The organism is Nonomuraea sp. B10E15 (assembly GCF_039871615.1).
Classification (GTDB): Bacteria; Actinomycetota; Actinomycetes; order Streptosporangiales; family Streptosporangiaceae; genus Nonomuraea.
In genome coordinates this window covers 67,465-92,932 of record NZ_JBDPMB010000004.1, presented here as the reverse complement: position 1 = coordinate 92,932, position 25,468 = coordinate 67,465, and the positions used below count along the sequence as shown (strand labels likewise).

Below are 25,468 nucleotides of genomic sequence, written 5' to 3'. Positions count from 1 at the left end.
ACAGGAACGGATGTGACATGAGCCACACGGACGCGTGAGCGGTGGCTCGGCCGGATCCTGCGCGAGGGAGCCGTTCCCGACGCGCTGGAGGTGCTGGCCGAACGGTTGTCACCCACCTCGAACGTCCGTGCGCCCGAGCCCAGCGTGGGCGGGTGGTCGACCAGCGCGTAGCGGTCGGTCAGGCCGGCCGCACCGGATGAGCCGGGCCGAGCCGGTCGAGGACCCGTTCGACCATGGCCACGATCGTGCCGTCGTCGATCTCGCCGAGCAGCCGCTGGGTGCGCAGGCCCTCGATGAGGCAGAGCAGTTCCCGGGCGTCGGCGTCGGCGTCCGGCACGCCGGCCCTGCCGAACTGGTCGGCCACCAGGGTGTGCAGCAGCGCGTACTGCCGGCGGAAGACCTGCGCGAGCTCCGGGTCGGCCGCGGCGCGGAGCGTGAAGGCGGCGGCGATCCTCGCCTCGACGGCACGCTCCTCGTCCAGCGGAAGCAGCTCGATCGCGATCGCGCGCAGCACGCGGCGGGGCGCGGAGGGCTGCGGCGCACCGGCGGCGCGCGCCGAGAGCCTCTCGACCAGGCGACGGCCGTGGTGCTCCAGCGTGAACAGCAGCATGTCGTCCTTGGTGGTGAAGTGATGCTGGATGGCGCCAGTGGTCACTCCGGCCTCCGCCGCGACCTCGCGCAGCCCTAGCGCGTCCGGCCCGCCGCGGGTCAGCACCCGGCCGACCGCCTCCGCGATCGCGGTCCGGCGCTGTGACGGGTCAAGGCGAGTCCTCATGGGCCTTACATTACACTCGTAATGTAACGGTGTTCGGCGAAGTGGAGGATCGACGTGCGGCTGAGCGGTTACGTGGACGACGAGGCGCGGGAGCGGTTCTTCTCGCTGTACGACCAGGCCATGCGGGCGTGGCCGGAGCACACGCGCCACGACGTGGCGACCTCATTCGGGCCCACCGCCGTCCACCGCGCGCACGACGGCACCGGACCGCCCCTGGTGCTCCTGCACGGCGGGAACGCCACATCGGCTTCCTGGGCGCCTATCATGCCGATGCTGATCTCGTACGGGACGGTTCTCGCCGTCGACACCCTCGGGGATGCCGGCGCCAGCGTCCAGGAGCGTCCCGTGGCCGACGCGCGGCAGCGCGCGCAGTGGCTCGACGAGGTGCTGGCCGGGCTGGGCTGCGACCGTGTCCACCTGATAGGCCTGTCCTACGGCGGCTGGATGGCGCTCAACCAGGCCGTGCACCGGCCGCAGCGGGTCGCCTCGGTGACGGCGCTCGAGCCGGCCAGGGCGCTCGCCCCCGTCCGCGCGGCCTTCGTGCTCCGGGCTCTGGCCGTGATGCTCACCGGCTCCAGGGCGGCCGCGGGCCGCTACCTGGCCTGGTGCCGGGCAGGCCGGGTGCCGCCGCAGCCGATGCGCGACCTGCTGGTGTCGGCGCTGCTGGATCACCGGCAGCGAGCCGTCCCCGCGCCTCAGGCCCTGACCGACGATCAGCTGCGCGCGATCGCCGTGCCCACGATGGTGGTCCTCGGCGAACGCAGTCCGGTGCACGACGTACGCCGTGCGGCGGAACGCGCGCGGCGGCTGCTCCCCGGCGGCCGCGCGGAGATCGTGCCGGACGCCGGTCACGGCGTGCCGGCCGACTCGCCCGAGGCGGTGGGGCGGCTGATCCGTTCGCTCCTCGGCGGCATCCGGTGAGTGATGAAATGTGGAGTCATGGATTCAGCCCGTGCCCAACCCGCGTCTCGACCTTGACCGGATCGGAGCGGCTCGCCAGGTGATCGACCCGCGATTCCTGGACGCGCCGCTGTACGAGCGCGACGCGCTGGGCGCCGGTTCGGCTGCACGGTGAGCGTCAAGCTGGAAACGGCGAACCCCGTCCGCAGCACGCGGGGCTCGTCGTCGAGCCCTCGGCGTCGCCGGCGCCGGCGGCCCAAACCGTTGTGACTGCCAGCGATAGCTGTCACTGCGTATCCATCGCGTACAGGCGCTCGGCACTCTCTGCCCGCCGGTATCTGTCACTTCTTACCGAGGGTATCCGTCACCGGCGCAGGGCCGCTTGCGATAGTTGTCACTGCAGCGGCCATGAAAATTGGTTCTTGGACGGCGGCCATATGAGTTCGGGCTGATGGCCATGCGGTTCCTGGCCGGTGACTATCGGAAATCCTGGTGATGGCCAAGGAAATCACTCGATCGTGCCTATGCGTCGCAGTAGGGTTCAACACTTGGCCGGATTGAAGAGGGGAACCGCGATGAGCTCCGCTACTTACATCGAACCTGCTGAATCCGAACCCGAGATCGCGCTGGTCGGCGGTGACGTCACCGAGGGCGTCGTGCGTGTCGGCGACACAGTGCGGCGTCCGGTCGGCTTCAACGCTCCACTCGTCCATGCCTTGCTCCGCCACCTGGAGGTGGTCGGGTTCGCGGGTGCTCCGAGATTTCTCGGCATTGACGCGGCCGGACGTGAGGTGCTGACGTTCGTCGCCGGCGAGGTCGCCGGACGGCCGAGGCCTGCGTGGATTGCCGACGAGGCGCGGTTGGCTTCGGTCGGCCGCCTCGTCCGGGCCTACGACGACGCGGCCACCGGTTTTGTCCTGCCCGAAGGGGTTCGGCCTTTCGCGGGGCTCACGGAGCTCACCGAGCAGCCGGACATGCCGCCCGCACCGCCCTATCCGACCGAACTGGTCGGGCACATGGACTTCACGCCTGACAACATCGTGTTCCGAGACGGCGAGGCCGCTGCGCTCATCGACTTCGACATGGCCAAGCCGGTCTCCCGGGTCGATGAGGTGTGCAACGCGATGCTCTATTGGGCTCCGCTGGATGATCCCGTCGACGCCGATCCGCTGCTGCAGGACGTCGATGCGCCGCGCCGCTGCCGGATCCTCGCCGACGCCTACGGTATGTCGGATACGGATCGTTCCCGGCTCGTCGAGGTAGCCGTACTGCGGTCAAGGCGGGCGTGGTTCTCGATGAAGCAGATCGCCGAGGCGCAGGGCGGGGGTTGGGCGCGGATGTGGCAGGAGGGCGTCGGCGATCAGATCAAGCGGCGGGAGGCGTGGTTGGAGCGAAACGGCGCGGCGATCGAAACGGCGTTGACCGCCCCATAGGTTCCGCGACGGGAGCAACGACGATCTCACCGGTTTCGAATAAGCGGGTCCGCAGGAGTTTTGACGGCGGCCAACCTGGATTAGGTGGGCCGCCCATCAATAAGACCTTGTGTCCGTTCTCGGTCACCTTGATCGTGGCGCTGGACACGAAACTGTTGCTTTGCGTATATAGAGCTGAACTTATCGTGATCCCTACCGTGGTGCGATGGTGCCGCTGGGACGTCGTGACACAAGCGAGGTTCTCTCGCATTGCTGTGATCTCCTGGACCTGATCGTCGCAGATCCGGGGGCGGTGTCCTGGGGCGAGCTGGGCTGGGCCCTGAGTCCGGATTGGTCCCGGAGATGGACGACGTCGTGGCAGGTCAACAGCGCGGAGGTGGTCTGCCCCGTCCGTGACATGACCTCGTTCGAGGTGCGTCGGGCCGAGCCGGTGCGCCGGTTCACCTGGCGGACGGGACAACGGCATCGGCCCGGGCTGGCCTTCATGGTCAGTACGGGGCTGCAGGTGGGGTTCGAGAGCCTGGAAGAGGCCAAGCTCCTGCTTGCGCTGGACTTCCTGGGCGGGATCACCACACTGCTGTGTCAGCCATTCTGGCTGCACTTCGCCACGCCAGAGGGCGCTGCGAAGCATGCCCCGATGTCCTGGCGATGACGACGTCGGGGACCTGGCTGATCGATGTCCGCCCTCAGGGCCGGATCGGTCCGGACGACCGGGTCAAGTTCGCCGCCGCAGCGGAGGTCGCGCTGGCCTGCGGATGGCGGTATCTGGTGGTGGCCGGCTGGCGGCAGCAGGTGATGACGACGCTGGATGGTGTTTCCTCCCAGCGCCGGTCGTCGTCTGATCCGTTGCAGCTGCGGCCGCTTCTGCTGGACAGGCTGCGATCTGGGCCCTGCCCGTTCGGCACGCTGGTGGCCGGCACGGTCGCCCCGGCTGTCGCTCGTGCTCAGTTGCTGCACCTGTTGTGGTGGCGGCGGGCAGGCGTTGACCTGGCCCGCCCGCTCACCGACGACTCGATCGTTTACCCCGCCGAGGAGGCCGGGCGATGAGTGCGGGATTACTGAACCTTGCAGTCGGCTCGGACCTGGAGATGCACGGCATGCGCTGGGTGGTCGACCAGCTCGAGCCTCAGCACAGCCGGGTCGTGCTGACCAGCGAGAACGGGCTGCGGGAGCGCACGAACATCCGGTATCTGCTCACACACGCAGGCTTCGGCCCGGAACCGGAGACGGTGGGATCGCCGGCCCAGGGGAGCCGTCAGCCGGCCGTGCTCGACGATCTGACACCCCATCAGCAGGACCTGGTCGCCTTGCGGATGGCGCACCTGCTGGAAGTCGAAACCGGGTTCCGCGGCGGCGATCCCACCCGGCCTGATCCGGGCGAGCCGAAGCCGGCCTACGATCCGGCGGTCACCACGCTCACCCAGCGGCGCCACGCGAAGGTCGCCGAACTGCGCGTGCTCGATCGTGAGCACGCCCGGCTGCTGGCTTTGCACCAGGTCGGCTACCGGACGTTGATCAGGTGGGAGGTCCGCAAGCGGCGTCTGGGCGCGCTGGGCTGCGCGGACGGCCGGTGGCTCCGGCCGGGAGGCGGCCATCCCAGCGTCAGCGACCTGGTCCTGGAAGCGATCTATGAGGTGCGGCAGGAGTCGCTGCGGCGCTCGCGGATGAGCATGGCCTCGCGCGAGGTGCTGCTGCGCCAACTGGTCCTGGAGAACACGGCCCGCAGATGCCGGTGCCCGCACGGGAGACCCTGCGGCTGGTCTGGAAGGAGCTGTTCGGGCCCGGCGGGGCCCGTCAGCGTTACGCCGCCTCCTCCGCCAGAACCTCCGGACAGCACGTGATCGTGCACCGGCCGGGCCAGGTGGTGGTCCTGGACACCACGATCTTGCCGGTGAAGGTGCTGGACGGCGTGTTCGGCGAACCGGTCTCGGTGCATCTGACCACGGGTTTGGACGCCTACACGCATTCGGCGGTGGCGTTCCGGCTGACGTTGGTCTCCGATTCCTCGATCGACGTGGCGATGCTGCTGGGCGACATGATGATGCCCTTGCCGCTGCGCGAAGACTGGGGCGAGGAACTGGAGTGGCCCTATCCCGGATTGCCGGCCACGGTGGTGGCGGAGTTCGCCGGGCGCAAGGTCGCCGCGCTGCCGTTCTTCACCCCGGAGACGGTGACCACCGATCACGGGTCGGTCTATCGCCACCACCACCTGGTGGAGGTCCAGCGCGTGATCGGGACGAACATCCTGCCCTCTCGGGTGCTGCGGCCGACCGACAAGCAGGCCATCGAGCGGGCCTTCGGCACGTTCCGGTCGCTGCTGTTCGAGCGGCTGCTCGGATACACCGGCGTCGACGTCGCCGACCGCGGACCCGATCCCGAGGGGGACGCGGTGCTGACCGTCGAACAGATGGAACACGAGATCGCCACCTGGATCGTGACGATCTGGCAGAACCGCAAACTCGGCGGTCACGCCCCCGCCTGGGGGCCGGGCGAGGAGCACAGCCCCAACAGCCTGATGGCGGTGGCCATGGGCCAGGGTGGGTTCGCGATGCAGATCCCCGCCCCGGAGTTGTTCTTCGAGCTGTTGCCCATCACCTACGTCCGGCGCATCGACCCGGGGCGCGGGGTGAAGGTCCGCGGCCTGTTCTATGACAGTCCGGTCCTGGACGACTTCCGCAACCAGCCCTCTGCCAGGGGCGGCCGGCACAAGCGCGGCTGGGTGATCCGCCGTGATCCCCGCGACCGGCGCTACACCTTCTTCCACGATCCCCGCACCGAGGAGTGGCACACGCTGCGATGGACCGGGCTGCCGCCCGAGGGAGAGGTGCCCTGCTTCGGCGACGCCCGGGTCACCGAGCTGCTGCGGGAGGCCAAACGGGCAGGACTGGCACCCCGGTCCGACGCCGAACTGCTGCCGGTGCTGCTGGAACTCATCGGCGGCCTCATCCCGGTCGCGTCCTGGCCGACGCAGATGCCGAAGAAGAAGCGGGCCGAGCACGCGCGCGAAGCCCTGCAAGGACAGGCCGCGGCCGCGGACCGGCCCCCGGCCGCCACCACCGACGCCGGTCGAGAGCGGCCGACCGAGAACACCGTCACGGCCCTGCCCGCCGCACCACGTCCCGTTCAGGCAGTGCAAGCGCTCGACGCCGAACGGCGGCGCCGACGGGAGGCCACCACGGCCGCCAAGCCGGACCTGCCCGCCCGCCTGGGAGACAGCTACCGGCGCGGCAACCTGTTCCTGCTGCCCGCCGCCGACGAGACGGACACTCCGGAGGGCGATGAGCATGATCCAGCCTGAGCCTGCCGGACAGCCGACCAACCCGTTCGTGCTCCCGGTGACGCCGCCGCCGGACCGCGAGACCCTCGCGGGCTGGCAGCGTTATCGGCTCACCCGGGCGTCGTTCCAGCCGGCGCCGCGACTGACGCTCGCCGACTATCGCCGGTTGAGCCCGCGCCGCAAGGCGCTGCATGACCTGCACCGCACCGCCACGCACGTCAACCTGCCGCTGCTGGAGACGCCGATGAGCGCGGCCGTCGATCGGCTGATGCGGTCCCGGATGCAGAACAACGCGTTGAAAACCAAGGCGAGCACGCAGTCCGGGCTGATGGTCTCCGGCGGCAGGTTCCAGGGCAAGACGGAGACGGTCTGCGACTGCGCGGCCGCGTTCGAGGACTTCCTGCGCGATCTGCATCAGGAGCTCAACCCCGAGGCCGTCGCGGGCACCCGCGATCTGCACGCGCCCGTCGCCTACGTCCAGACACCCGTGACGGCCAAGCCCAAGAGCGTCTGCGAGGCCATCCTCGACTTCTTCGGCGCCCCGGTCGCCCGGGGCGCGACCCTGCCCCAGCTCTGCCGGCTGGTCCGTGCGTCACTGCGCGATCACGGCACGCGCGTCCTGATTTTGGATGATGTGACCAGGTTGAAGATGCACCGCGAGGCCGATCAGGACGCCCTGGACCTGATGCGCGGACTGATGAGCATGAACGTCACCCTCGTCCTGGTGGGTGTCGGCATCCGCCAATCCGGACTGCTGACCGGCGGTCACTACGACGCGGCCTCCGGCCAATGGCGCTTCCTGCCCCGCAAAGACGGCAAGAGCTACTTCAACGACGAGGCAGGAACACAGACCGACCGGCGCTTCGACCTGATCGACCTCGACCCCTTCCGCTACGACACCCCGCCCGGCATCGCCGCCTGGACCACCCACCTGGCCGGCCTCGAAGATTGCCTGCGCCTGTTCCGCGCCGACCCCGGCATGCTGACCACCGGCGACATGCCGGAATACCTGTTCCGCCGAACCCACGGCGTCGTCGGCCTCCTGGAACGGCTTATCGAGGACGGATGCGCCGCCGCGATCGTCGGCCGTCAGGCGGCTCGGCCTCCCCACTCACTCCCCGCATCAGATCCCCAGCCGCCGGCTCGCCTTCTTCGAAGAAGGTCCCGCCCTCGAAGCGTTCGCTGCAAGCACCCGCCTGACCAGGCAAGAAGCCGAGAATCTGCAGATGAGGTCCTTCTCTGCTCTCCGGCTACCCGACCGCGGCAAGGGCTCCCCTGGCGATCTCCGCCGCGCTGCCTTCGAGACCCCGTGGATCTTCACCGCTGCCAGCCGCTGGTGCCCGCAATGCCTGTCCGGCGACGGCAGCCCCATCCAGACAGAGCTCGGCGGCTCCTGGCGCAAACAATGGCACCTGCCGGTGGTCTTCCTCTGCCCACAGCACAAGACGCTCCTCGCCACCCGCTGCGACGCCTGCGGAAACACCACCAGCGCGCAATCGCCGCCCTGCGCGGTCGGCCGGGCCACCGACCCGAGCCTGTACCCCCTGCGATGCCGCGCCACCATCGGAAACGTCCCTCAGAAGGTCGCCTACTCGCTCCGGCCACGCACGCCAGCCTGCGCGGCAACGCTGACCGACCAGGCAACGCCGCTCTTGGAGGTCGCTGACCTGCGCCGTCTGATCAGGTTGCAAACCCGGCTTCTGCAGCACATCGATCCTGGGCAGCCAACGACGGAGCCGCCCATGGTGCTGGGCCGGGCCGTCGACCCGGTGCAATACCTCACCGACACCGCCCTCACCGCCGCCCTGGTCCTGCTGTCCTGGCCGCTGACGAGGCGGCTCTGCCCCTCCCGCGCGCTCGCCGCGGCGATCGACACCGAAGTGGAGCTGCGCCTCCGACAGCCGGACGCCTCGCCCGCGGCAGCCAGGCGAGGCTTCCGCTCGCCCTGGGCCGCTCCACCAACCGACGCCCTGGCCTGCGCCGCGCTGCTCTGCATCACGCACAAACTGCTCGGCAAACCGTCCCCCGACAGCGCCCGGGACACCTTCCAAGAGCTGATCGGCCACGCCAAGCACGACCCGCAGACGGCCAACGCCATCCGCACCAGCACGCGCCGCTCCAGCACGCTCGCCGAAGTCTTCCGACGCACTCCGATGCGAGGCAACATGCACCCACCACCACCTCCACCCCGACGTGCCCGATCGGCCACCTCCCCGCTGACCGGCCTGGAACTGCTGACCGACCGCTACGCCACCGGACCCGCAGCGCTGGCCTGGCACGAACGTGGTGAACTTCTTCCCCTGGAGGACGCCTTGGCCGCCGCCCGTGCCGACCCGAGCCCCACACCGGATGCCGCGATCGCGCTGGTGACGCTGACCATGGAACGCACGAAACGCATCCTCCGCGAGCTGGACCGGGACGAGTACGAAGCACTCACCATCGCACGCAACCTGCCCAAGCCGGTGAGCTGGGCCGAACTCGGCGCAGCCGTCGGCATGTCCACGCAGGGCATCCACCAGCAATACGCCCGCCAGCAACTCTTCGTCACCCGCAGTCACCGGAGGACGTCATGATCAGGCTTCCCAACAGCCTCCGATTCGATTTTGGTGACAGATATCGCTGGCAGGTGACAACTATCTCTGGGAGTCTCAAAACCGTCAACCGTGGGTTGACGGCATGCGATGGTCAACCTATGGTTGACGATATGGACAGTACGGTACGTCTCCACGACCTGATCACCGCGATCAAGACCCGCCACCCCGACGGCGACCCCCTGGGCGAGCTGTCGGACGCGGTGGCCCTGGGCGAGTACATCGGCGAAGTGGCCGACCATCTGATCGGCCACTTCGTCGACCAGGCCAGGCACTCCGGCGCCTCCTGGACCGACATCGGGCGCAGCATGGGCGTCACCAAGCAGGCCGCGCAGAAGCGGTTCGTGCCCAAGGACGGCGGCCCCGACCTGGCGGCCGACATACGCGCCTACGCCCGCTTCACCGATCGGGCCCGCAGCGTCGTCGTGAAGGCGCAGGAGGAGGCGCGGGCGGCGGGCCACGGCCACATCGAGCCCGGTCACCTGGTGCTCGGGCTGCTGCGCGAGCCGGAGGCGCTTGCGGTCGCGACCATGGTGGCGCTCGGCGCGTCACCCGGCTCCGTCGAGGACGCCGTCACGGCCGCGCTCGGGCCGGGCGAGGGCAGCCCTCGGCAGATGATCACGCCGTTCTCCGCGCAGGGCAGGAAGGCTCTGGACCTGACGTTGCGTGAGGGGCTGCGGCTGGGCCACGACTATGTGGGCACCGAGCACATCCTGCTCGGTATCCTGTCGCTGGAGGACGGGCCCGTGGTGCGGGCGCTGGCGGACATGGGCGTGACCAAGGAACCGGCCGAGCGCGAGATCATGCGGGCGATCAGGGAGATCAGGCAGGCCAGGGACTGAGCTCCCGCCGGGGCGGAACGGGGTCCGCGTAACTGTCGGTGGCCATCGATAGAAACGAGACCACCGTCAGATCCCCGGCATGAGGAGCGTGCAGTCATGGAGCAGGAACCCGGGCCGGCCGCCCGGCCGCGCGTCGTGGTCTCCGTGTCGACGTCGGTCGACGGGCGAGTGACGCTCGGCAGCGATCGCCTGCTGATGGAGGCCGATGCCGCCCGGATGTGGCAGTCCATGCAGCCGGAGGGGGCGCAGGCGGCCGAGGACGCGCGTTCGGCGCTGCTGGCCGGTCTGCACCAGCCCCAGGCGGTCCTGGAAGGGAGCGGGTCGCTCGTCACCGGCTCCACCGGGCCGCTGACCGGATTGCCCGAAGAGTTCGATGAGCCGGTGGACACGCTGTTCACGGACTTCCTGCCCGAGGAGGTCGTCGAGCGGCCAGGGCACGAGAAGTGGTTCACGGTCGTCGACAGCCGGGGCCGGGTGGGGTGGTCGATGAAGCGGAACGGCGGATACGACCTGCTGGTGCTGGTGGCCCGCGCCACGCCCGCGGCCTATCTGGCCCATCTGCGCCGGGAGCGGATCCCCTACCTGGTCGCCGGCGGCGAACGCGTCGACCTCGCCGCGGCCCTGCGGCGCATGCGCGACAAGCTGGCGGTCACCTGCGTCGTCTCGACGGCCGGGGGCGGGCTCAACGGCGCGCTGCTCCGGGCCGGTCTCATCGACGAGATCCAGCTGCTCGTCATCCCCGCCGCCATCGGCGGTCACGGCACACCGGCGCTCTTCGACGGCCCCCAACTCGCGGACGGAGAGCTTCCCACCCGGCTGCGGTTGCTCTTCGCCCAGGTCGGAGGCGACGGGATGCTCTGGCTGCGCTACGAGGTCGTCCGCGAGACCGGCGCCACCCCCTGAGCACGAGTGTCCGCGCGTCCCGCCCTGGCGCGTCCCGCCCGGGCGGGACGCGCCCGTCTTTCGCTTACGTCAGCGCACGGCGACCTGCGAGACGGCCGTCCCGCCGCCGGTGGCCTCCCACCCGGCCACGACCTTCGGACCGGCGCCCAGCGCCCGGTCCAGCGTGACCGTCACCGTCGACGTCCCCTTGCGGGGCACGGTGACGACGCGGCTGCCCGCCGTGCCCTGGCCGTCGCGGACGAACAGGTGCGCCTCGCCCCCCGCGCCGGCCCGCAGCCGCACCTTCACCGCACCCTCACCGCGCTTCGCGGAGACGGCCGCGCCGCTCTGCGACGGCCTGGCCGCGGGGCCGCCGGCCGGCGGCACGTGCACGCGGACCGCCTGCTCCAGCGACTGCGGCGAGTCCAGGCTGGACAGGGCCGTGTCGGGGATCACCGGGTCGGCCGGGGTGGTCGGCCGGTCCGCCGGCGGCTCGTACCCGGGCAGCGTCGCGACGCCCCACCGGTACGGGTCGCCCTGCACCCCGCCCCACGTCGACCAGCCGATCCGGGTCTGGCCGGTCTTGTCCTGGGTGTCGGAGTCGTACACCAGAACGTTGAGCCCGAGGTGCTCCGGATCGACGGCGGCGGGCAGCACCTCCATCGGGATGGACATCTCCACCGTGTACTCCCCTTCGGACACGGCCGAGGCCACCCGCATGCCCGGAGCGGCCTCCTCGCCCGGCCCCTGGTGGTGGTCGGCGTCCCGCAGGAAACACGGCGGGCCCTCCGTGGTCACCGGCAGCACCGCGGCCTTGAACGTCGTGGAGGTGTTCTCGGACGCGCCGCGCGGATCCAGCGTGACCTCCACGGAGTCGGTGCGCCAGTGCCGCTTGCAGTCGGACGCGGGCAGCCGCGTGCCGAGCACGTCGTCCTTCACGTGGACCAGCAGGTACAGCGTGTCGTCGCGCCAGGCGACCTTGGCCGTGCCCGAGCAGTCGGCGGCCGACGAGCAGGCGTCGCCCTCCCAGCGGCGGGAGACGTCGAGGGCGGCGCCGGAGTACTCGCCGTCGCCCTCGGCGCCGTCGACGGCGGGCGCGGAACCGGCCTGCGGGACGGTGGCCGCGGGCACGAGTTCGAGCGCCGGCCTGCTCGTGGTTGAGCCGTCCTCGCCGGTGCTGGTGGTGATGGTGTAGGAGTAGTCGCCGCCCTCGTTGGAGGTCTTCAGCGACGGGTCGGCGTTGGTGACGGTGAACGGCACGGTCGCCGACCTGCCCGCCGCCAGGTCGTCGAAGGCGGCCTCGGCCCGATCGGCGGTGAAGCCGTCGGGGAGGTCCAGGCGTACGGTGCCCGACCGGGTGGCCTGGCTCAGGTTCGTGACCACGACGCCGACCTGCCGGGAGCCGCCCGACGGCAGCGTGAGCACCGGGGTGACGAGGCCGCGCAGCTGCGGCACGCCCACCTCGGCCACCCACGTGCGGAACTGGGCGACCTGGGGGAGGGGCTGCTGCTCGCCGCGGACGGCGGGGCTGAGCTCGACCTGGCGGTCGGTGTAGCCGCGGCCCCGATCGGTGGTCAGCGCGGCCGCGAGGCGGGCCCGCTCTCCCGCGCCGCCCTCGGGAGGCGTCACCGTGAACGTCGCCTCGCCACTGCGGCCGGGACCGAGCCTGCCGAGGTCGCCGGACCCGCTGACCCGCCAGCCGTCCGGCACGCGCAGCGCCACCGACGAGCGGCCCAGCGGCGTGCGCGGGGGAGCGGTCGCGGTGACCTCGACCGTGAACGCGGTCCCGGGGCGCACGTCGAACGTGCCGGTCCGCAGGGCGAACAGCGTGCCGAGCGGCACGGCGCCCTTCGCCCTGGTCAGCGCGCCGTCGAGGATGGCCATGGGCGCCGCCGCCGCGTCCGTGCCCGGCTCGGGGAACGGCACCCGCGCGTCCACCTGGGTGAAGAAGTCGCACCCGAGCTGGGCGGGGTCGGCCGGGACGTCGGGGAAGCCGGCCCAGCCCTGGGAGGCGTACGTACGCTGGGCGTCGCGCTCGACGGCGGCCCACGTCGCGCCCTGCGCCGCGGAGGCGCGCCCGCTCCACACGCCGTACACGTTCTGCGCAGGATTGTCCGGCCGGAACGTCGAGGCGCACTCGGGGCCGTTCCTGGAGGTGCCACGCCCGCCGCCGGTCAGCAGCCGGGCGGGAGCGAACGGACGCAGCCCTTCGCGGCTGATCTGCTCGGGGAACGCCTCGGGGTCGGCCGCCGCGTAGAACGCCTCGACGGCCAGCCGCGCGGCCAGCTGGTGGTTGCCGTGGTTGCCGGGCGTGGGGGCCGGGTCCATGGTCAGCAGGATCTCGGGTCTGGTCGTGCGGACGATCCTGACGACCTTCTCCAGCGTGCCGCCGCCCCACACCTGGTCCGTCAGCGGGGCGCTCACCGTGTAGTAGAAGTCGACGTCGTCGAGGTTGAACACCTCGCGCACGCCCGCCTTGCCCACGGCCGTGCGCTCCTCGGCCTCGCGCAGCAGGCCGAGCGCCGGGCCCTCCTCGGGCCCGACCGCGTTGCCGCCGCCCTCGCCCCTGGTCACGGTGACGACGCCGGTGCGTACGCCGTGCTCCTCGTTCCACTGCCCGAGCGTCGACAGGCTGAAGGCCTCGTCGTCGGGGTGGGCGCCGACGAACAGCGCGTCGAGGTCGACAGCGGAGGCGGGGGACGCGGGGGAGTCGGGCGGGGCGGCGACGGCCGGTGCGGCCGGCAGGACGGCGAGCAGGACGGCCGCCGCCACGGCCAGCCGGCCCACGGCTGTTGGACGCATGGAACCTCCGGATGACTACTCGCGGACCGCCCCTTGGAGCAGCCCGCGGACGAAATGGCGCTGGAGGAACAGGTAGAAGATCACGACCGGCGTCGCCACGATCACCGAGCCGGCCGCGAGGAGGGTGAAGCCGGAGGTGTACTGGCCCTGGAAGAAGGCCAGACCCAGCGGGGCCGTCCGCAACGACTCGCTGGTCACCATGATCAGCGGGATGAGGAACTCGTTCCAGGTCCACATGAAGACCAGGAGGGTCAGGGTGACGACGGCGGGCCGGGCCGGCGGCAGCAGCACCCGCCACAGGATGCGCCAGCTCGACGCGCCGTCGATGCGCGCCGCCTCGACGATCGCCCGGTTGGACGCACGGAAGTACGCCCGCATCCAGAACGTGCCGAACGCCACCGACAGCGCGACCTGCGGCAACGTCATCGACCAGAACGTGTCGATCAGGCCGAGCGCGCGCAGGTCGAAGTAGAGCGGGACCGCGATGGCCTCGCTCGGCATCATGATCCCGACGAGGAACAGGTAGAACAGCGCCGACTGGCCGCGAAAGCGCATGGTGCCGAACGCGTACCCGCTCATGATTGACAGAACCACGCTCACGACCACGACGAACGCCGACACCAGCAGGCTGCTGCGCAGGTAGGTGCCGAAGTGCCCGATCTCCCAGGCGGCGGCGAAGTTGCCGAGCCCGGCCGTGTCCCCGCTGTCGGCGGGGCCGAGCGCGGCCGCCAGGATGGTCACGATGGGGAAGAGCGCGAACGCGGCGAACGCCGACAGGATGACGTAGTTGGCCACCCGCTCAGCGCGCGAGATCACGTGGTGCTCCTGTCCGCGAACCGGTTGATGCCGAACGCGATGGCGAAGATCACGACGGTGAGCGTCACGCCGATCGCCGCCGCCGAGCCGACCTGGCTGAGCCCGAAGGCCCGGTGGTAGACCTCGTACGACGGCACCGACGTGGAGTCGCCCGGCCCGCCGCGCGTGGTGACGTACACCAGGTCGAACGTGCGCAGCGCGGCGATCACGGTCAGCGTCAGCGCCACCGCGATCTCCCCGCGCACCGACGGCAGCGTGACGGCGAAGAACTCCTTGACGGCCCCGGCCCCGTCGAGCCGCGCCGCCTCGTACAGCTCGCCGGGGATGCGGCTCATCCCGGCCAGCAGCAGCACGGTCACCAGCCCCGTCTCGAACCACGTGCCGACCACCCCGACCGCGGGCAGCGCGAACGTGTGGTCGCCCAGCCAGCCCCGCGTCAGCGAGTCGAGCCCGAGCGCGCCGAGCAGGCTGTTGAGCGTGCCGTCGGGGGCGTAGATGCGCCGCCAGGCGACGGCCACCACGACCATGGCGATCACCTGCGGCAGGAACACCACCGTGCGGAAGAACCCGAGCCCGCGGACCTTGGCGTGGTGGAGGATCGCCGCCAGCGCCAGCCCGATGGCCAGCGGCACGACCGCGTAGAACACGATGAGCACCAGGGCGTGCCCGAAGGCGGCCCGCAGCCCCTCGTCGGCGACGATCGCCACGTAGTTGTCCAGGCCGGCCCAGCGGCCGAGCGACAACCCGTCCCAGTCGAAGAACGACAGGTGGACCGCGCGGCCGATCGGGTAGAGCAGGAACGCCGCGTAGATCACGAACGCCGGGAGCAGGTAGAGGTAGGCGACGCGGCGCGGCTCCCCCGGGGGCCGGGCCGCGCCCGTCCGCTGGGTCACCCGTTGCTCTCAGCGAACGTCTTGTAGTCCTTCTCCAGCGTGGCCAGGAACTCCTGCGGGCTCGCCTTCTCCGCCAGCAGGTCCTGCAGCGCCGCGCCCAGCGTGTCGGCGAACGTCGGGGTGGCGTAGTCGAGGTAGGGGACCAGCCCGTTCTCCGCGGTCACCGTGCCGAACGCGGTGAAGACGTCCTGCTGCGGTCCCTCGGACACCTTCTGCGCGGCCGTGTCGGCGACGGGCAGGTTGCCGGTGTCGGTGAGCGTCTTCATCGCGTCGGCGCTGGTGATGAAGTCGATGTACGCCGCCGCCGCCTCGGGGTGCGGGCTCTTCGCCGTGATCGCGAACGGCAGGCCGGTGCCGCCGGTCGCGACGGGCGCGCCGCCGGCCGTGGCGCCCGGCGGCAGGATGAAGCCGAGGTCGTCGCCCAGGTTCTTCTGCAGGTCGGCGAGGAGCCACGTGCCCGCGATCATGAAGACCCCCTCGCCCTTGCCGAACGCCTGCCACGCCGGGTCGTAACCCTGCCCGTTGAAGCCCTTGTTGAAGTAGCCCTTGCCGACCCAGTCGACGAGCTGCTGGGCGGCCCTGGTGTTCTCGGGCGTGTTCCACGAGGCGCCCTTGCGGCCGAAGGCCAGCGTGCGGATCTGGTCGGCGGGCACCTCGCGGCTCTGCACGGTGCCGAACACGTGCACGGCCGGCCACTTGTCGAGGTTGCCCAGCTGCATCGGCACCTCGCCGGCGGCCTTGGCCTCGGCCAGCGCCGCCTGGAACTCCGCCCAGGTCTTCGGCGGCTCCAGGCCCAGCTCGGTGAGTTTGGCGGCGTTGTAGAAGATGCCGACGACCTCGCCGACCTGCGGCAGGCCGTACAGGTTGCCCTCGCCGAACAGCTTGCCGTCGGCGCTGTAGCGCGAGTAGCGCAGCACCGACTCCGGATAGCGCTCCTTCCACCCGTACGCCTCGGCGTAGGCGTCCAGCGGCAGCAGCTGGCCGGCCTTGACGAACGCGCCCATCGAGGAACGGCCGTTGTTGGCCTCCACCACGTCGGGCGGCTCGTTGCCGCTGAGCGCCAGGCGCAGGGTGGTGTTGAGGTCGTCGAAGGAGCGGGACACCCGGTTGAGCTTGATGTTGGGGTATTTCGCCTCGAACGCGGCGTTGAGCTGTTTCATCTGGGCCGCCTGCCCGCCGCGTACCTCCTGGTCCCAGACCGTGAGGGTGACGTCGCCGAGGGTGGCGGCGTCGGTGCGGACCGCCGACGCGCTCGGCTGCGAGGGGGTGGCCGCCGGCGGGGCCGAGGAGCCGGGCGCGCACGCCGTGAGGGCCAGGGCCGCCGCGGCGAGCGCGGCGAGCGTCCTGGAACCCGGCGATCTCGTGCTCCGGCCTTCTCGCGTCGGGGCGATCATGGTGTTACTCCTTCTGCGCAGGCACGCGAGACGTGGCCGGGCCCTCGTCGCCGGGGTCGTCGGACGCCTCGTGGGGGGTCTGGTGCGGCTGCGTGCCCGTGGCTCCGGGCGGCATGCCCACGTCGGCGTAGCGGGCGATGGTGGCCGCGGCGCGGCGGACCGCGCCCACCGGGACGGTGGGCACCAGCCGGTCGAGGAAGGCGTAGCGGCGGGCCAGCGAGCTGCCGTAGGCGCCGCTGTGGTCGGCCGCCGCGCGCACCTCGTGCCACCAGTCGGCGATGTCGCCCCAGCCGGGCGCGGCCAGCGAGCCGCCGAACTGCTGCACCGCGAGCCCCGCGCAGACCTGCGCGAAGGCCAGCCGGTCGGCGAGCGGCCAGCGGCACAGCGTGCCGAGCACGAGTCCGGCGCCGAAGACGTCGCCCGCGCCTGTGGGGTCGAGCGCCGTCACCCGTGGCGCGGGGACGAACGCCTCCTCGCCCGTCGTCGAGTCGATGGCCATGGCGCCGTTGGCCCCGTCGGTCACCACCGCGAGGGGGACCTTGTCGGCGATCGCGTAGAGCGCGTCGCGCGGGGTGTCGGCGCCGGTGTAGGCCATCGCCTCGATCGCGTTGGGCATGAACGCGTGGCAGAAGGAGAGCTGATCGAGCATCGACGCGGGCCAGGAGCCCGACGGGTCCCAGCCGACGTCCGCGAAGATGAGGGCGCCGTTCCGGTGGGCCGGCTCGGCCCAGTTGCTCGAGCCGCCGGGCGAGCCGAGCGGCTCGTCGGGGGAGATCGTCACGATGACCGCCCGGGAGCGGGGCGGGGAGCCGATCATCTCGGCGCTCGCCATGGGGGCGGGGTGGCCGTGCGTCACCATGCTGCGGTCGCGGTCGACCGCCATGGAGACCGTCACCGGCGAGTGCCAGTGCTCGAAGCGCCGCGACCTGGACAGGTCGACCGCCTCCTGCTCCTCGAGCGTGCGCCAGCAGAAGTCGCCGTAGTCGTCGTCGCCGAACGCGGCGGCCAGCGCGGTGCGCAGGCCCAGCCGGCTGGTCGCGATGGCCAGGTTGGCGATGCCGCCGGGACACGAGCCCATCCCCTCGGCCCAGATCTCGGTGCCCGCGGCGGGCATGGCGGGCAGGCCGGTGAAGATGATGTCGAGGAAGACGGTGCCCGCCAGGAACACGTCGAACTGCGGACCCTCGGGGGTGCGCTCTTCGGCGAGAGGGTCGTACGCCTGGGCAGACACGGGGATGGGGCCTCCTCGACACTCCGATTGTGCGCAATCTTGCATGTTTGCTCGCGTACTTCAAGTGCTTTGCCGGTGTTTTTGCTCAGTGATGCTCACTCTTGCGCGAATTTGACTGATAGACTCGCGCCGTGCTTCAGCGCCTCCGGCATGCCGAGATCATGCGAAGGGTCCGGCTCTCCGGCGCGACCAGCGTCCGCGATCTCGCCAGCCAGCTCGGCGTGAGCCCGTCCACCATCCGCAGGGACCTCGAGGTGCTCGACCGCGACGGCACGCTCAGGCGCGTCCGCGGGGGCGCCCTGGCCGACGCCGACGACGACCGGCCCTTCGCCGAGGTGGCCGGGGTCGACGAGCAGGACAAGGAGGCCGTGGCCGCACGGGCCGCGCAGCTCGTCGCCGACGGCGAGGTGCTGCTGCTCGACATCGGCACCACGACGATGCGGCTGGCCCGGCGGCTGCGCGGCCGGCGGGTCACGGTGGTCACCTCCAGCCTGGCCGTGCTCGACGCGCTCCGCGCCGATTCCGCGGTCGAGCTGCTGCTGCTCGGCGGCATGGTGCGCAGGACGTACCACTCGCTGGTCGGGGTGCTCACCGAGGCGGCGCTGAGCCAGGTCGTCGCCGACCGGGTGTTCCTGGGAGCCAGCGGCGTGCGGCCCGACGGGCAGCTCGTCGACACCACGCTGGCCGAGGTCCCGCTGAAGCGCGCCATGATCGCGGCGGCCGAGCAGGTGGTGCTGCTCGTCGACCGGCACAAGTTCCCCGGCACCGGCGCCCTGCGGGTGTGCGGGCCCGAGGACATCGACGTGATCGTCACCAATGACGGCGCCGACGAGACGACGCTGGGCGCCTGCGTCGCCGCGGGCGCCCAGGTGCTTCTCGCATGACAGGTGCTTCTCACATGAAGGGGTGCGGATGAGACTGGCCGTCCTCGGAGGCGGAGGCTTCAGGGTCCCGCTCGTCTACGGCGCGCTCCTGCGCGACGCCGCCAAGCCACGCGTGGACGAGGTGGTGCTCCACGACGTGTCCGCCGAGCGGCTCGAGGCCGTCCGGCACGTGCTGCGCTCCCAGGCCGCCGGGCACGACGACCCGCCCGAGGTGCGCGTCACCACCGACCTGGACACCGCGCTGCGCGACGCGGACTTCGTCTTCTCCGCCATCCGCGTCGGCGGGCTGGCGGGCCGCGTCGCCGACGAACGGGTCGCTCTGGAACTGGGCCTGCTCGGCCAGGAGACGACCGGCCCCGGCGGCATCGCCTACGGCCTGCGCACCGTCCCTGTCGCGGTGCGGGTGGCCGAGCGGGTGGCCGCCCTCGCCCCCCAGGCCTGGGTCATCAACTTCACCAACCCCGCCGGCATGATCACCGAGGCCATGCGCCAGGTGCTCGGCGACCGCGTGATCGGCATCTGCGACTCGCCGATCGGGCTGGTGCGCCGGGCCGCCGCCGCGCTCGGGCTCGACCCGGCACGCGTGTCGCCCGCGTACGTGGGGCTCAACCACCTCGGCTGGTTGTGCGGCCTGACCCACCAGGGCGAGGACGTCCTGCCCCGCCTGCTCGCCGACGACGCGGCACTGCGGCAGGTGGAGGAGGCCCGCGTCTTCGGCGCCGACTGGGTGCGCACGCTGGGCGCGATCCCCAACGAATACCTGTACTACTACTACTTCACCCGCGAGTCGGTCGCCGCGATCTCCGGCCGCACCCGTGGCGAGACCCTGCTGCGGCAGCAGGACGACTTCTACGCGGCCGTGCGGGCCCGGCCGGGCGACGCCCTGACCGCATGGGAGAGGGCACGCAGGGAGCGTGACGAGTCGTACATGGCCGAGGCCCGCGACGTGACCGCGGCCGGCGAGCGCGACGACGCCGACCTGGAGGCGGGCGGCTACGAAGGCATCGCGCTCGCGCTCATGGCCGCCATCGCGCGCGGGGAGCCGTCCACCATGATCCTCAACGTGCGCAACGGCGGCGCGGTGCCCGGGCTGCCCGCCGACGCGGTCGTGGAGATCCCGTGCGCGGTGGGCGGCGGAGGAGCGCGGCCGCTGGCTGCCGGGCCGCTCCCCGGCCGCTTCCTCGGCCTGGTCCAGCAGGTGAAGGCGGTGGAGCGGACGGCCATCGAGGCGGCGCTGTCGGGGTCGCCGCGGCTGGCGGCTGCGGCGTTCGCGCTGCATCCGCTGGTCGACTCGGCAGGGGTGGCCCGCGAACTGCTCGACGGCTACCGGGCCCGCATCCCGGAGCTGGACGCGGTCTTCTCCCGGCCCTGATCCGCGCGGGTCTCCGGCGCGCGACGACTCACTCACCAGGACATCGCATGCCAGGAGGGGCCTGTCACCAGCTGAGCACCCGCAACGGGGCCCTGTCCCCGGCGGGCTCGGCTCGGGTGCGCAGCTCCGGCACGGCATCGCGCAGCACCTTGATCCCGAGCGGCACGAGCACCAGGCACAGGGCAGCGCCTGACAGAACCCCGTCGATCAGCTCGCTCCTCTTCAGCACGCCGGTCCACAGCCAGCCCGAGAACAGGAACAACACGAGCCGCCCGGTGCCGAACGTGCCCGAGCGGAAGGCGGCCAGACCGAGGAGCAGCGTCCCGATGTAGAGGCCGAAGGCCGCGGAAACCGGCACGCGCCAGGGCCCGTAGGAGATGTCCGCGTACAGGTCCATCACGATCTCGGTCGTCCGCTCCAGCCCGAGCGTCCCGATGAGCTGCAGGGCCGTCTCGTCCACGCCCGCCCAGTACAGGCGCGAGAACAGCCCCACGACGACCATCGCGCCGCCCACGCGGGCCGGCCAGGGTGAGCGGGCGGCAGCCACCCGGGCCAGGACGACGATGGCCAGGCACAACACGATGGCCCCCGCCGTGTAACAGGCGTACCCGGCGGTGGCCAGCCCCGGGTTCACGGTGTAGGCGGCCAGTTGCTCGGGTGCGGCGAACGGCTGCGTGGCGAAGTACGCCCGCTGCTGCGGCGTGAACTCCGCCGTGCTCTGCGCCAGGTGGCGCAGCGTCAACCCGGCGAACCACAGGAGCGGCCCGAGCACCAGGGCGCCGCCTCCGAGGAAGCGCCCGGGAAACCAGGCATTGGGGTGAACCGACGTGGGAGCGACGGTGATCAGTGGCATGCCAGGAAGCCTGGCGCGCGGGGGAGACCGCCACATCTGCCGTTCGGTACGTAGGGACGTTGACTTTAGTCGGGGGTGCCGCGGGAGAACCGATCCGTGAGACGGCGCGTAGGAGAAGGTGTGACAGGCTTTGTATAGGTTCTGCAAGTCCCTATCGCTCCCTTACATGCCCCATAATAGGGAGCGTTATGGAGCATTACACCGTGGAGCAGGTGGCGGCCCAGCTGGGGCTGCACGTCAAGACCGTGCGTAACTACGTGCGTGACGGACGGCTGCCCGCCGTCCGGATCGGCAAGCGGTACCGCGTCGCCAAGGAGGACCTGGCGGCGTTCGCCGGCCTGCCGGTCGCCGCGCCCGCGCGCCGCGCCGAGGTGTCGAGCATCGTGCAGATCGACGGCATCGCCAGGGCCGACATGGACCGCGTCAGCACGATGGTCCTGGGCGCCCTGGCCGGCCAGCCGAGCGGGCTGCGCGTGGAGTTCGTCCACGACGAGGAGCGCTCCCACCTGAAGATCATCGTTCTGGGCGGGCTCGAGGAGACCGCCCGGGTGTTGCGGATCGTCGACGCCCTCGTGCGCGAATGACCTCGCCGCCGAACCTGATCACTGGCCGGATCACTGACTGGAGACCACCATGCCCGACCTGTACGTCTGCGACCCGCACGGCGAGCCCCTGCGCGAGACCCGCGACGCGCTCGACCTGATCGGCGAGGCCTGGGGGCGGCAGGCCACCTGGGTGGCCGTCCCCGTGGAGCGCCTGCACGACGACTTCTTCGTCCTGCGCAGCGGTGTCGCAGGCGAGTTCGCGCAGAAGTTCGTCAACTACCGGATCGGCCTGGCGGTGGTCGGCGACGTCTCCCGTCTCGCCCCTCCCGGCTCCGCGCTGGAGGCGTGGGTGACCGAGTCGAACCGGGGCGAGCACATCTGGTTCGTACGCGACCTCGACGAGCTGGCGGAACGGCGGTCGGGCCGGGACGGCCCCGCCGGTCGGCGCTGAGGCGAGCGGACCGGCCCGGAGGCTCAGCCGGACTTCACGGCCACCTCGATGCCGTCGAGGAGCACGGCCAGGCCGCCGGCGAACGTCTCGCCGACCCGGTGTTCGAGGTAGGGCTCGTCCGTCGCGGGCCCGTCGTCCTCCGACTCCACCCACGTCACCATGGGGAACCGGGCGGCGAACCCGGGCGCCACCTCCTCCAGCAGCGACGAGCGGGCCCGCCACCACTCCTCGTCGGACACCCCGGTCGCCGACGGCGCCTGCCGCGACTCGGAGACGGTCCGCGCCGCGCCTCGGACGAAGTCGGACAGCAGAGCCACGACCCCCCGCATCCGGCGCGGCCGCAGGCCGGTCTCGCGCAGGATCCGGACCAGGCCATCCAGCATCGCGAACTCGTTGGGCCCCAGCACCGGCCGCGCCTGCGACACCTGCAGCACCCACGGATGCCGCAGGTAGAACGCCAGCACGTCCTCGGCCCACGACGTGACGGCCGCCCGCCACCCGCCGCTCAGGTCGTGCCCGGTGGGCAACTCCGCGAGGGCCCGGTCGTACATCAGGTCGACCAGCTCGCCCTTGCTCGGCACGTAGGTGTAGAGCGCCATCCCGGTGCGGCCGAGCCGCTCGCCGACCCTGCGCATGGACAGCGCCGCCATGCCCTCGCTGTCGGCCACGGCGATGGCGGCGTCGACGATCGCGTCGACGCTCAGCCCTGGTTTGGGGCCGGGCCGCACCTCTCCCGGCTCTCCCGTGCGCCACAGCAGTGCCATGGAACGGCGCGCGTCACCCTGCCCGGCGAAGACGACCAACGCGGAACTCCCCACGCGGAACAAACTCTTTACGCCATAAAGGCTATCAGCGGGCGCCTCTGCGGGCGGCCACCGCGGCGATCATCTCCCAGGCCGCCTCCGGGTGGAGAGTCTCGTCGGGGTCGCCGGAGAAGGGGTCGAGGACGACGGTCTCCGCCCCGAGCAGGCGCAGTTGCTCGAGGTCGTCGGCGATCTGCTCGATCGTGCCCTCGCCCGCGAGCCGCTCGGGGCCCGTGACGGGCGACGCGGTGACCCGCAGCAGAATCCTGGGCGCCAGGCCGGGCGCCGGCCGTCCCTGCTCGGCGGCGAGGTCTTTCAGCCGCGGCCAGGTCTTCCGCAGGTAGGGCATGGTGTTCTTGAGCGGGTGCCAGGCCTCGCCGAACCGTGCCGCCCTGTGCAGGGCCGCGTCGCTGTTGCCGCCCACCCAGATCGGTATGGAGCCGGAGCGGTAGTCGTGCTCGGCGGCCCAGGCGGCGCGGATCGCCGCGAGATGCTCGTCGGTCAGCCGGCCGCGCCGCTCGTGCGCCACGCCGAGCGCCTCGAACTCCTGCCGCGCCCACCCGACGCCGACGCCCAGCACCAGCCGCCCGCCGCTGAGGTCGTTGAGGTTGGCCGCCATGCGGGCCACGAGCAGCGGGTGCCGGTAGGGGACGATCAGCACGGTCGTGCCGAGGGCGATGCGGCTGGTGCACCCGGCGAGCCAGGCGAGGGTGGTGAAGGGCTCGTAGAAGGGCGCCGGATATTTCTGCGCCACGTCGGGGGTGATCACCACGTGGTCGGACACCATCAGCAGGTCGAACCCCAGCCCTTCGGCGGTCTGCGCCCACCGCCGCAGGATGCCGGGGTCGGTGCCGGGGCCGAAGTTGGGAACGTTCACGCCGAGTCGCACCGGGACAGGCTACCGAATGCGCACGGCCGGGAGACGCGGCGGAGAGGCCATGGTCCCGGCACCCCTGCGCCGGGGGCCGGGACCGGGCAGGTCGCGGGATGTCAGCGGCTGAGCCAGTCGAACACCCAGCTGCGGCCGCCCCGGTGCGGGTTGCCGCGCCCGTGGTCGTGGCCCGGGGCGCAGGCGTCGATGTCGCGGGTGCCGGCGAACCTTCCGTGATGCGTCACGTGGTGGTAGGTCGAGTCTTCGTTCACCGCGAGGTCACAGTTGTGCGGGTGCCGGCCGGATTCGGCGGCGGCCGCGCCGGCCCCGAACACCACGGCCGCCGCGGCCAGTGCACCGCCGGTGGCGATGAGGGTACTTCTCATGATCTCCCCCTGTAATCACGAAGTGACATCGGTCATCACTATACGTAGCGATCTTGTGGGGCCAGGGAGCGCCACGCCCTCTTTTGATCAACAGGGCGGCCGCGCCGGACTCCGCGCTGACCTCTGGTGCGGGACTACGGCCTGACCGCCCGCAGGTAGCACAGCAGCGGCCACAGGTCGCCTTCGGCCCGCACGCGGAACCCGGCGGCCCGCGCCAGTGCGGCCGGCGTCTCCCCGGGGTCGGGCCAGGCGTGCCCGCTCACCAGGCCGGTCAACCGGCGCGCGAGCGGCCGGCGCGGCGGCCGGAACTCCGCGATCAGCAGCCTGCCGCCCGGACGCAGCACGCGGAACATCTCCCGGACGGCGGTCTCCCGCGCCCCGGCCGGGATGTGGTGCACGGCAAGGCTGGAGACCACCACGTCGAACGGCCCGCCGGGCAGGTCCAGCGACTGCCCCTCGCCCACCAGGTAGACGCAGCTCGCCGGGGCGCGGTGGCGGGCGTAGGCGATCATCCGCGGCGACGGATCCACGCCGACGACCTGGCCGCCCGGCGCCACCAGCGGCGCCAGGCGGCGGGTGAGGTAGCCGGTGCCGCAGCCCACGTCCAGCACCCGGTCGCCGGGTCCGGCGCCGGCCAGTGCGGCCAGTTGCGTGAACACCAGCCGCCTGCGCCCCGCGTAGCCCAGCCGGGAGAACAGCTCGTAGGCGCGCGGATGGTCGATGGTGCCGGAATGCTCGTGGTGGTGGCGCAGGAGCTTTCCGCGGCCCATGCCGGTCACCTCCTGTTCGGTCGGCACCTCATCAGCCTGCCCCGGGGGCGGTCAGGCAAGCAGGACCTCCGCCCCGACGGGCCGGTATCCCGCCGCGAGGAACGCCCGTACGGCGGCCGCGTTCCCCGGGGCGACCTGCGTCCACACCGGCTCGGGGACGAGGTGCCTGGCGCACGTGGCCAGCGTCCGGCCCGCTCCTCGGCCGCGGTGTCCCGGCTCGACCTCCACGGCGATCTCCCACCGTCCGGCCACTCCGCGCCCCACGGCGAGCAGGCCGCCCTGGCCGGTCCACACGCGTACGGCGTCGCGGAACCTGCGGGCCCGCGCCACCCGAGGATGTCCGCTGTCCGTGACCTCCGCCAGGGGGACGGGCGGAGGGCCGTCGAGGGGCGTGGCCAGGCCCAGCAGGTCGACGTTGCCGATCCGCCGGCCGGTCCTGTCCGCCATGGCCTGCAGGAACGGCGGGCAGAGCGGCGCGGACAGGTCGTCGGCCGGGAGCCGGTCACGGACCCAGCCCGGGTCGAGATCGGTGAAGACCACCGTGTGCGCGGTGAAGGCGATCACGCCGGCGTCGCGGGGTGACGGCTGGGGCACGATCGTCACGCCGCCGTCCGCCGCGGGCGGCCGGCCGCGCTGCACCTCCGCGAGGAGTTCGGTCAGCGAATCCATGATCTACATAGTAAAGGAGGGCGGTGGG

At 71.7% G+C, this 25,468-nt stretch carries 27 protein-coding genes; 15 read left to right on the top strand and 12 right to left on the bottom strand.

What is annotated here, in order from left to right; genetic code table 11:
- Window positions 1–178 precede the first annotated feature (178 nt).
- Window positions 179–775 carry a TetR/AcrR family transcriptional regulator gene (locus ABGB14_RS16025; protein WP_347644441.1) on the bottom strand — a complete coding sequence of 199 codons (597 nt, stop codon included), beginning with the start codon at window positions 773–775 and terminating at the stop codon, window positions 179–181.
- 54 nt (window positions 776–829) lie between these two features.
- Between ABGB14_RS16025 and ABGB14_RS16020 the strand changes: the two genes are divergently transcribed.
- From ABGB14_RS16020 to ABGB14_RS15970, 11 genes are all read left to right on the top strand, one after another.
- Window positions 830–1,696 carry an alpha/beta hydrolase gene (locus tag ABGB14_RS16020; protein WP_347644440.1) on the top strand — a complete coding sequence of 289 codons (867 nt, stop codon included), beginning with the start codon at window positions 830–832 and terminating at the stop codon, window positions 1,694–1,696.
- Between the two features lie 31 nt (window positions 1,697–1,727).
- A complete protein-coding gene (locus tag ABGB14_RS16015) occupies window positions 1,728–1,850 on the top strand; it encodes a hypothetical protein (protein WP_347644439.1) in 123 nt (40 codons plus the stop codon).
- A 373-nt stretch (window positions 1,851–2,223) separates the two neighbouring features.
- Window positions 2,224–3,108, top strand: coding sequence for a phosphotransferase (locus ABGB14_RS16010; protein WP_347644438.1), 885 nt, complete (start codon window positions 2,224–2,226; stop codon window positions 3,106–3,108).
- Between the two features lie 397 nt (window positions 3,109–3,505).
- A complete protein-coding gene (locus ABGB14_RS16005) occupies window positions 3,506–3,760 on the top strand; it encodes a hypothetical protein (protein ID WP_347644437.1) in 255 nt (84 codons plus the stop codon).
- Window positions 3,757–4,155, top strand: a complete 399-nt coding sequence (locus ABGB14_RS16000; protein WP_347644436.1) for a hypothetical protein — start codon at window positions 3,757–3,759, stop codon at window positions 4,153–4,155. Before ABGB14_RS16005 ends, ABGB14_RS16000 begins: the two co-directional genes overlap by 4 nt.
- A complete protein-coding gene (locus ABGB14_RS15995) occupies window positions 4,152–4,949 on the top strand; it encodes a hypothetical protein (RefSeq protein WP_347644435.1) in 798 nt (265 codons plus the stop codon). Before ABGB14_RS16000 ends, ABGB14_RS15995 begins: the two co-directional genes overlap by 4 nt.
- Complete coding sequence (locus ABGB14_RS15990) at window positions 4,835–6,406, top strand: hypothetical protein (protein WP_347644434.1); 1,572 nt, start codon at window positions 4,835–4,837, stop codon at window positions 6,404–6,406. The genes ABGB14_RS15995 and ABGB14_RS15990 overlap by 115 nt, the downstream gene beginning before the upstream one ends.
- The gene (locus ABGB14_RS15985; RefSeq protein ID WP_347644433.1) at window positions 6,387–8,051 is read left to right on the top strand and encodes an ATP-binding protein; all 1,665 of its coding nucleotides are present in this window, start codon (window positions 6,387–6,389) and stop codon (window positions 8,049–8,051) included. Before ABGB14_RS15990 ends, ABGB14_RS15985 begins: the two co-directional genes overlap by 20 nt.
- Window positions 8,052–8,127: 76 nt before the next feature.
- Complete coding sequence (locus ABGB14_RS15980) at window positions 8,128–8,958, top strand: hypothetical protein (RefSeq protein WP_347644432.1); 831 nt, start codon at window positions 8,128–8,130, stop codon at window positions 8,956–8,958.
- 131 nt (window positions 8,959–9,089) lie between these two features.
- Complete coding sequence (locus tag ABGB14_RS15975) at window positions 9,090–9,818, top strand: Clp protease N-terminal domain-containing protein (RefSeq protein WP_347644431.1); 729 nt, start codon at window positions 9,090–9,092, stop codon at window positions 9,816–9,818.
- Between the two features lie 96 nt (window positions 9,819–9,914).
- Window positions 9,915–10,721: a dihydrofolate reductase family protein gene (locus tag ABGB14_RS15970; protein WP_347644430.1), complete on the top strand. Its 807-nt coding sequence runs from the start codon at window positions 9,915–9,917 to the stop codon at window positions 10,719–10,721.
- Between the two features lie 69 nt (window positions 10,722–10,790).
- Here the strand turns inward: ABGB14_RS15970 and ABGB14_RS15965 are convergent, their stop codons facing one another.
- The 5 genes from ABGB14_RS15965 to ABGB14_RS15945 are packed head-to-tail and all read right to left on the bottom strand — an operon-like array spanning window position 10,791 to window position 17,836.
- Window positions 10,791–13,502, bottom strand: a complete 2,712-nt coding sequence (locus tag ABGB14_RS15965) for a sugar-binding protein (RefSeq protein ID WP_347644429.1) — start codon at window positions 13,500–13,502, stop codon at window positions 10,791–10,793.
- Window positions 13,503–13,517: 15 nt separating this feature from the next.
- The gene (locus ABGB14_RS15960) at window positions 13,518–14,318 is read right to left on the bottom strand and encodes a carbohydrate ABC transporter permease (protein ID WP_347644428.1); all 801 of its coding nucleotides are present in this window, start codon (window positions 14,316–14,318) and stop codon (window positions 13,518–13,520) included.
- A complete protein-coding gene (locus ABGB14_RS15955) occupies window positions 14,315–15,211 on the bottom strand; it encodes a sugar ABC transporter permease (RefSeq protein WP_347644427.1) in 897 nt (298 codons plus the stop codon). The genes ABGB14_RS15960 and ABGB14_RS15955 overlap by 4 nt, the downstream gene beginning before the upstream one ends.
- Entirely contained in the window at window positions 15,208–16,605 is a 1,398-nt protein-coding gene (locus tag ABGB14_RS15950; RefSeq protein WP_347644426.1) for an extracellular solute-binding protein, read from the bottom strand. The genes ABGB14_RS15955 and ABGB14_RS15950 overlap by 4 nt, the downstream gene beginning before the upstream one ends.
- Window positions 16,606–16,609: 4 nt before the next feature.
- Window positions 16,610–17,836, bottom strand: a complete 1,227-nt coding sequence (locus ABGB14_RS15945; protein WP_347644425.1) for a PfkB family carbohydrate kinase — start codon at window positions 17,834–17,836, stop codon at window positions 16,610–16,612.
- A gap of 131 nt (window positions 17,837–17,967) precedes the next feature.
- On the opposite strand from ABGB14_RS15945, the gene ABGB14_RS15940 reads away from it, so the two are divergent.
- The gene (locus ABGB14_RS15940) at window positions 17,968–18,720 is read left to right on the top strand and encodes a DeoR/GlpR family DNA-binding transcription regulator (protein WP_347644424.1); all 753 of its coding nucleotides are present in this window, start codon (window positions 17,968–17,970) and stop codon (window positions 18,718–18,720) included.
- 28 nt (window positions 18,721–18,748) lie between these two features.
- Window positions 18,749–20,092, top strand: coding sequence for a 6-phospho-beta-glucosidase (locus tag ABGB14_RS15935; protein ID WP_347644423.1), 1,344 nt, complete (start codon window positions 18,749–18,751; stop codon window positions 20,090–20,092).
- Window positions 20,093–20,156: 64 nt separating this feature from the next.
- Here the strand turns inward: ABGB14_RS15935 and ABGB14_RS15930 are convergent, their stop codons facing one another.
- Entirely contained in the window at window positions 20,157–20,945 is a 789-nt protein-coding gene (locus ABGB14_RS15930; RefSeq protein ID WP_347644422.1) for a hypothetical protein, read from the bottom strand.
- Between the two features lie 188 nt (window positions 20,946–21,133).
- Here ABGB14_RS15930 and ABGB14_RS15925 point away from each other — a divergent pair, with 188 nt between their 5' ends.
- Window positions 21,134–21,529, top strand: coding sequence for a helix-turn-helix domain-containing protein (locus tag ABGB14_RS15925; RefSeq protein ID WP_347644421.1), 396 nt, complete (start codon window positions 21,134–21,136; stop codon window positions 21,527–21,529).
- Window positions 21,530–21,578: 49 nt separating this feature from the next.
- Window positions 21,579–21,941 (top strand): DUF4180 domain-containing protein, encoded by a 363-nt coding sequence (locus tag ABGB14_RS15920; protein ID WP_347644420.1) that lies wholly within the window; start codon window positions 21,579–21,581, stop codon window positions 21,939–21,941.
- A gap of 23 nt (window positions 21,942–21,964) precedes the next feature.
- Here ABGB14_RS15920 and ABGB14_RS15915 read toward each other — a convergent pair whose 3' ends face one another.
- From ABGB14_RS15915 to ABGB14_RS15895, 5 genes are all read right to left on the bottom strand, one after another.
- Window positions 21,965–22,744 (bottom strand): TetR/AcrR family transcriptional regulator C-terminal domain-containing protein, encoded by a 780-nt coding sequence (locus ABGB14_RS15915; protein ID WP_347644780.1) that lies wholly within the window; start codon window positions 22,742–22,744, stop codon window positions 21,965–21,967.
- Window positions 22,745–22,790: 46 nt separating this feature from the next.
- Window positions 22,791–23,633 (bottom strand): LLM class flavin-dependent oxidoreductase, encoded by an 843-nt coding sequence (locus ABGB14_RS15910; RefSeq protein ID WP_347644419.1) that lies wholly within the window; start codon window positions 23,631–23,633, stop codon window positions 22,791–22,793.
- A 101-nt stretch (window positions 23,634–23,734) separates the two neighbouring features.
- Window positions 23,735–24,001, bottom strand: a complete 267-nt coding sequence (locus ABGB14_RS15905) for a hypothetical protein (RefSeq protein ID WP_347644418.1) — start codon at window positions 23,999–24,001, stop codon at window positions 23,735–23,737.
- Between the two features lie 134 nt (window positions 24,002–24,135).
- A complete protein-coding gene (locus ABGB14_RS15900) occupies window positions 24,136–24,798 on the bottom strand; it encodes a class I SAM-dependent methyltransferase (RefSeq protein WP_347644417.1) in 663 nt (220 codons plus the stop codon).
- Between the two features lie 24 nt (window positions 24,799–24,822).
- Window positions 24,823–25,440 (bottom strand): GNAT family N-acetyltransferase, encoded by a 618-nt coding sequence (locus ABGB14_RS15895; protein ID WP_347644416.1) that lies wholly within the window; start codon window positions 25,438–25,440, stop codon window positions 24,823–24,825.
- Between the last annotated feature and the right edge of the window lie 28 nt (window positions 25,441–25,468).

Coding starts and splice junctions, on each gene's coding strand:
- ABGB14_RS16025 (WP_347644441.1), bottom strand. CDS start 775: ATGAGGACTCGCCTTGACCCGTCACAGCGCCGGACCGCGATCGCGGAG.
- ABGB14_RS16005 (WP_347644437.1), top strand. CDS start 3,506: ATGACCTCGTTCGAGGTGCGTCGGGCCGAGCCGGTGCGCCGGTTCACC.
- ABGB14_RS16000 (WP_347644436.1), top strand. CDS start 3,757: ATGACGACGTCGGGGACCTGGCTGATCGATGTCCGCCCTCAGGGCCGG.
- ABGB14_RS15995 (WP_347644435.1), top strand. CDS start 4,152: ATGAGTGCGGGATTACTGAACCTTGCAGTCGGCTCGGACCTGGAGATG.
- ABGB14_RS15990 (WP_347644434.1), top strand. CDS start 4,835: ATGCCGGTGCCCGCACGGGAGACCCTGCGGCTGGTCTGGAAGGAGCTG.
- ABGB14_RS15985 (WP_347644433.1), top strand. CDS start 6,387: ATGAGCATGATCCAGCCTGAGCCTGCCGGACAGCCGACCAACCCGTTC.
- ABGB14_RS15980 (WP_347644432.1), top strand. CDS start 8,128: ATGGTGCTGGGCCGGGCCGTCGACCCGGTGCAATACCTCACCGACACC.
- ABGB14_RS15975 (WP_347644431.1), top strand. CDS start 9,090: ATGGACAGTACGGTACGTCTCCACGACCTGATCACCGCGATCAAGACC.
- ABGB14_RS15970 (WP_347644430.1), top strand. CDS start 9,915: ATGGAGCAGGAACCCGGGCCGGCCGCCCGGCCGCGCGTCGTGGTCTCC.
- ABGB14_RS15965 (WP_347644429.1), bottom strand. CDS start 13,502: ATGCGTCCAACAGCCGTGGGCCGGCTGGCCGTGGCGGCGGCCGTCCTG.
- ABGB14_RS15950 (WP_347644426.1), bottom strand. CDS start 16,605: ATGATCGCCCCGACGCGAGAAGGCCGGAGCACGAGATCGCCGGGTTCC.
- ABGB14_RS15935 (WP_347644423.1), top strand. CDS start 18,749: ATGAGACTGGCCGTCCTCGGAGGCGGAGGCTTCAGGGTCCCGCTCGTC.
- ABGB14_RS15930 (WP_347644422.1), bottom strand. CDS start 20,945: ATGCCACTGATCACCGTCGCTCCCACGTCGGTTCACCCCAATGCCTGG.
- ABGB14_RS15925 (WP_347644421.1), top strand. CDS start 21,134: ATGGAGCATTACACCGTGGAGCAGGTGGCGGCCCAGCTGGGGCTGCAC.
- ABGB14_RS15920 (WP_347644420.1), top strand. CDS start 21,579: ATGCCCGACCTGTACGTCTGCGACCCGCACGGCGAGCCCCTGCGCGAG.
- ABGB14_RS15905 (WP_347644418.1), bottom strand. CDS start 24,001: ATGAGAAGTACCCTCATCGCCACCGGCGGTGCACTGGCCGCGGCGGCC.
- ABGB14_RS15895 (WP_347644416.1), bottom strand. CDS start 25,440: ATGGATTCGCTGACCGAACTCCTCGCGGAGGTGCAGCGCGGCCGGCCG.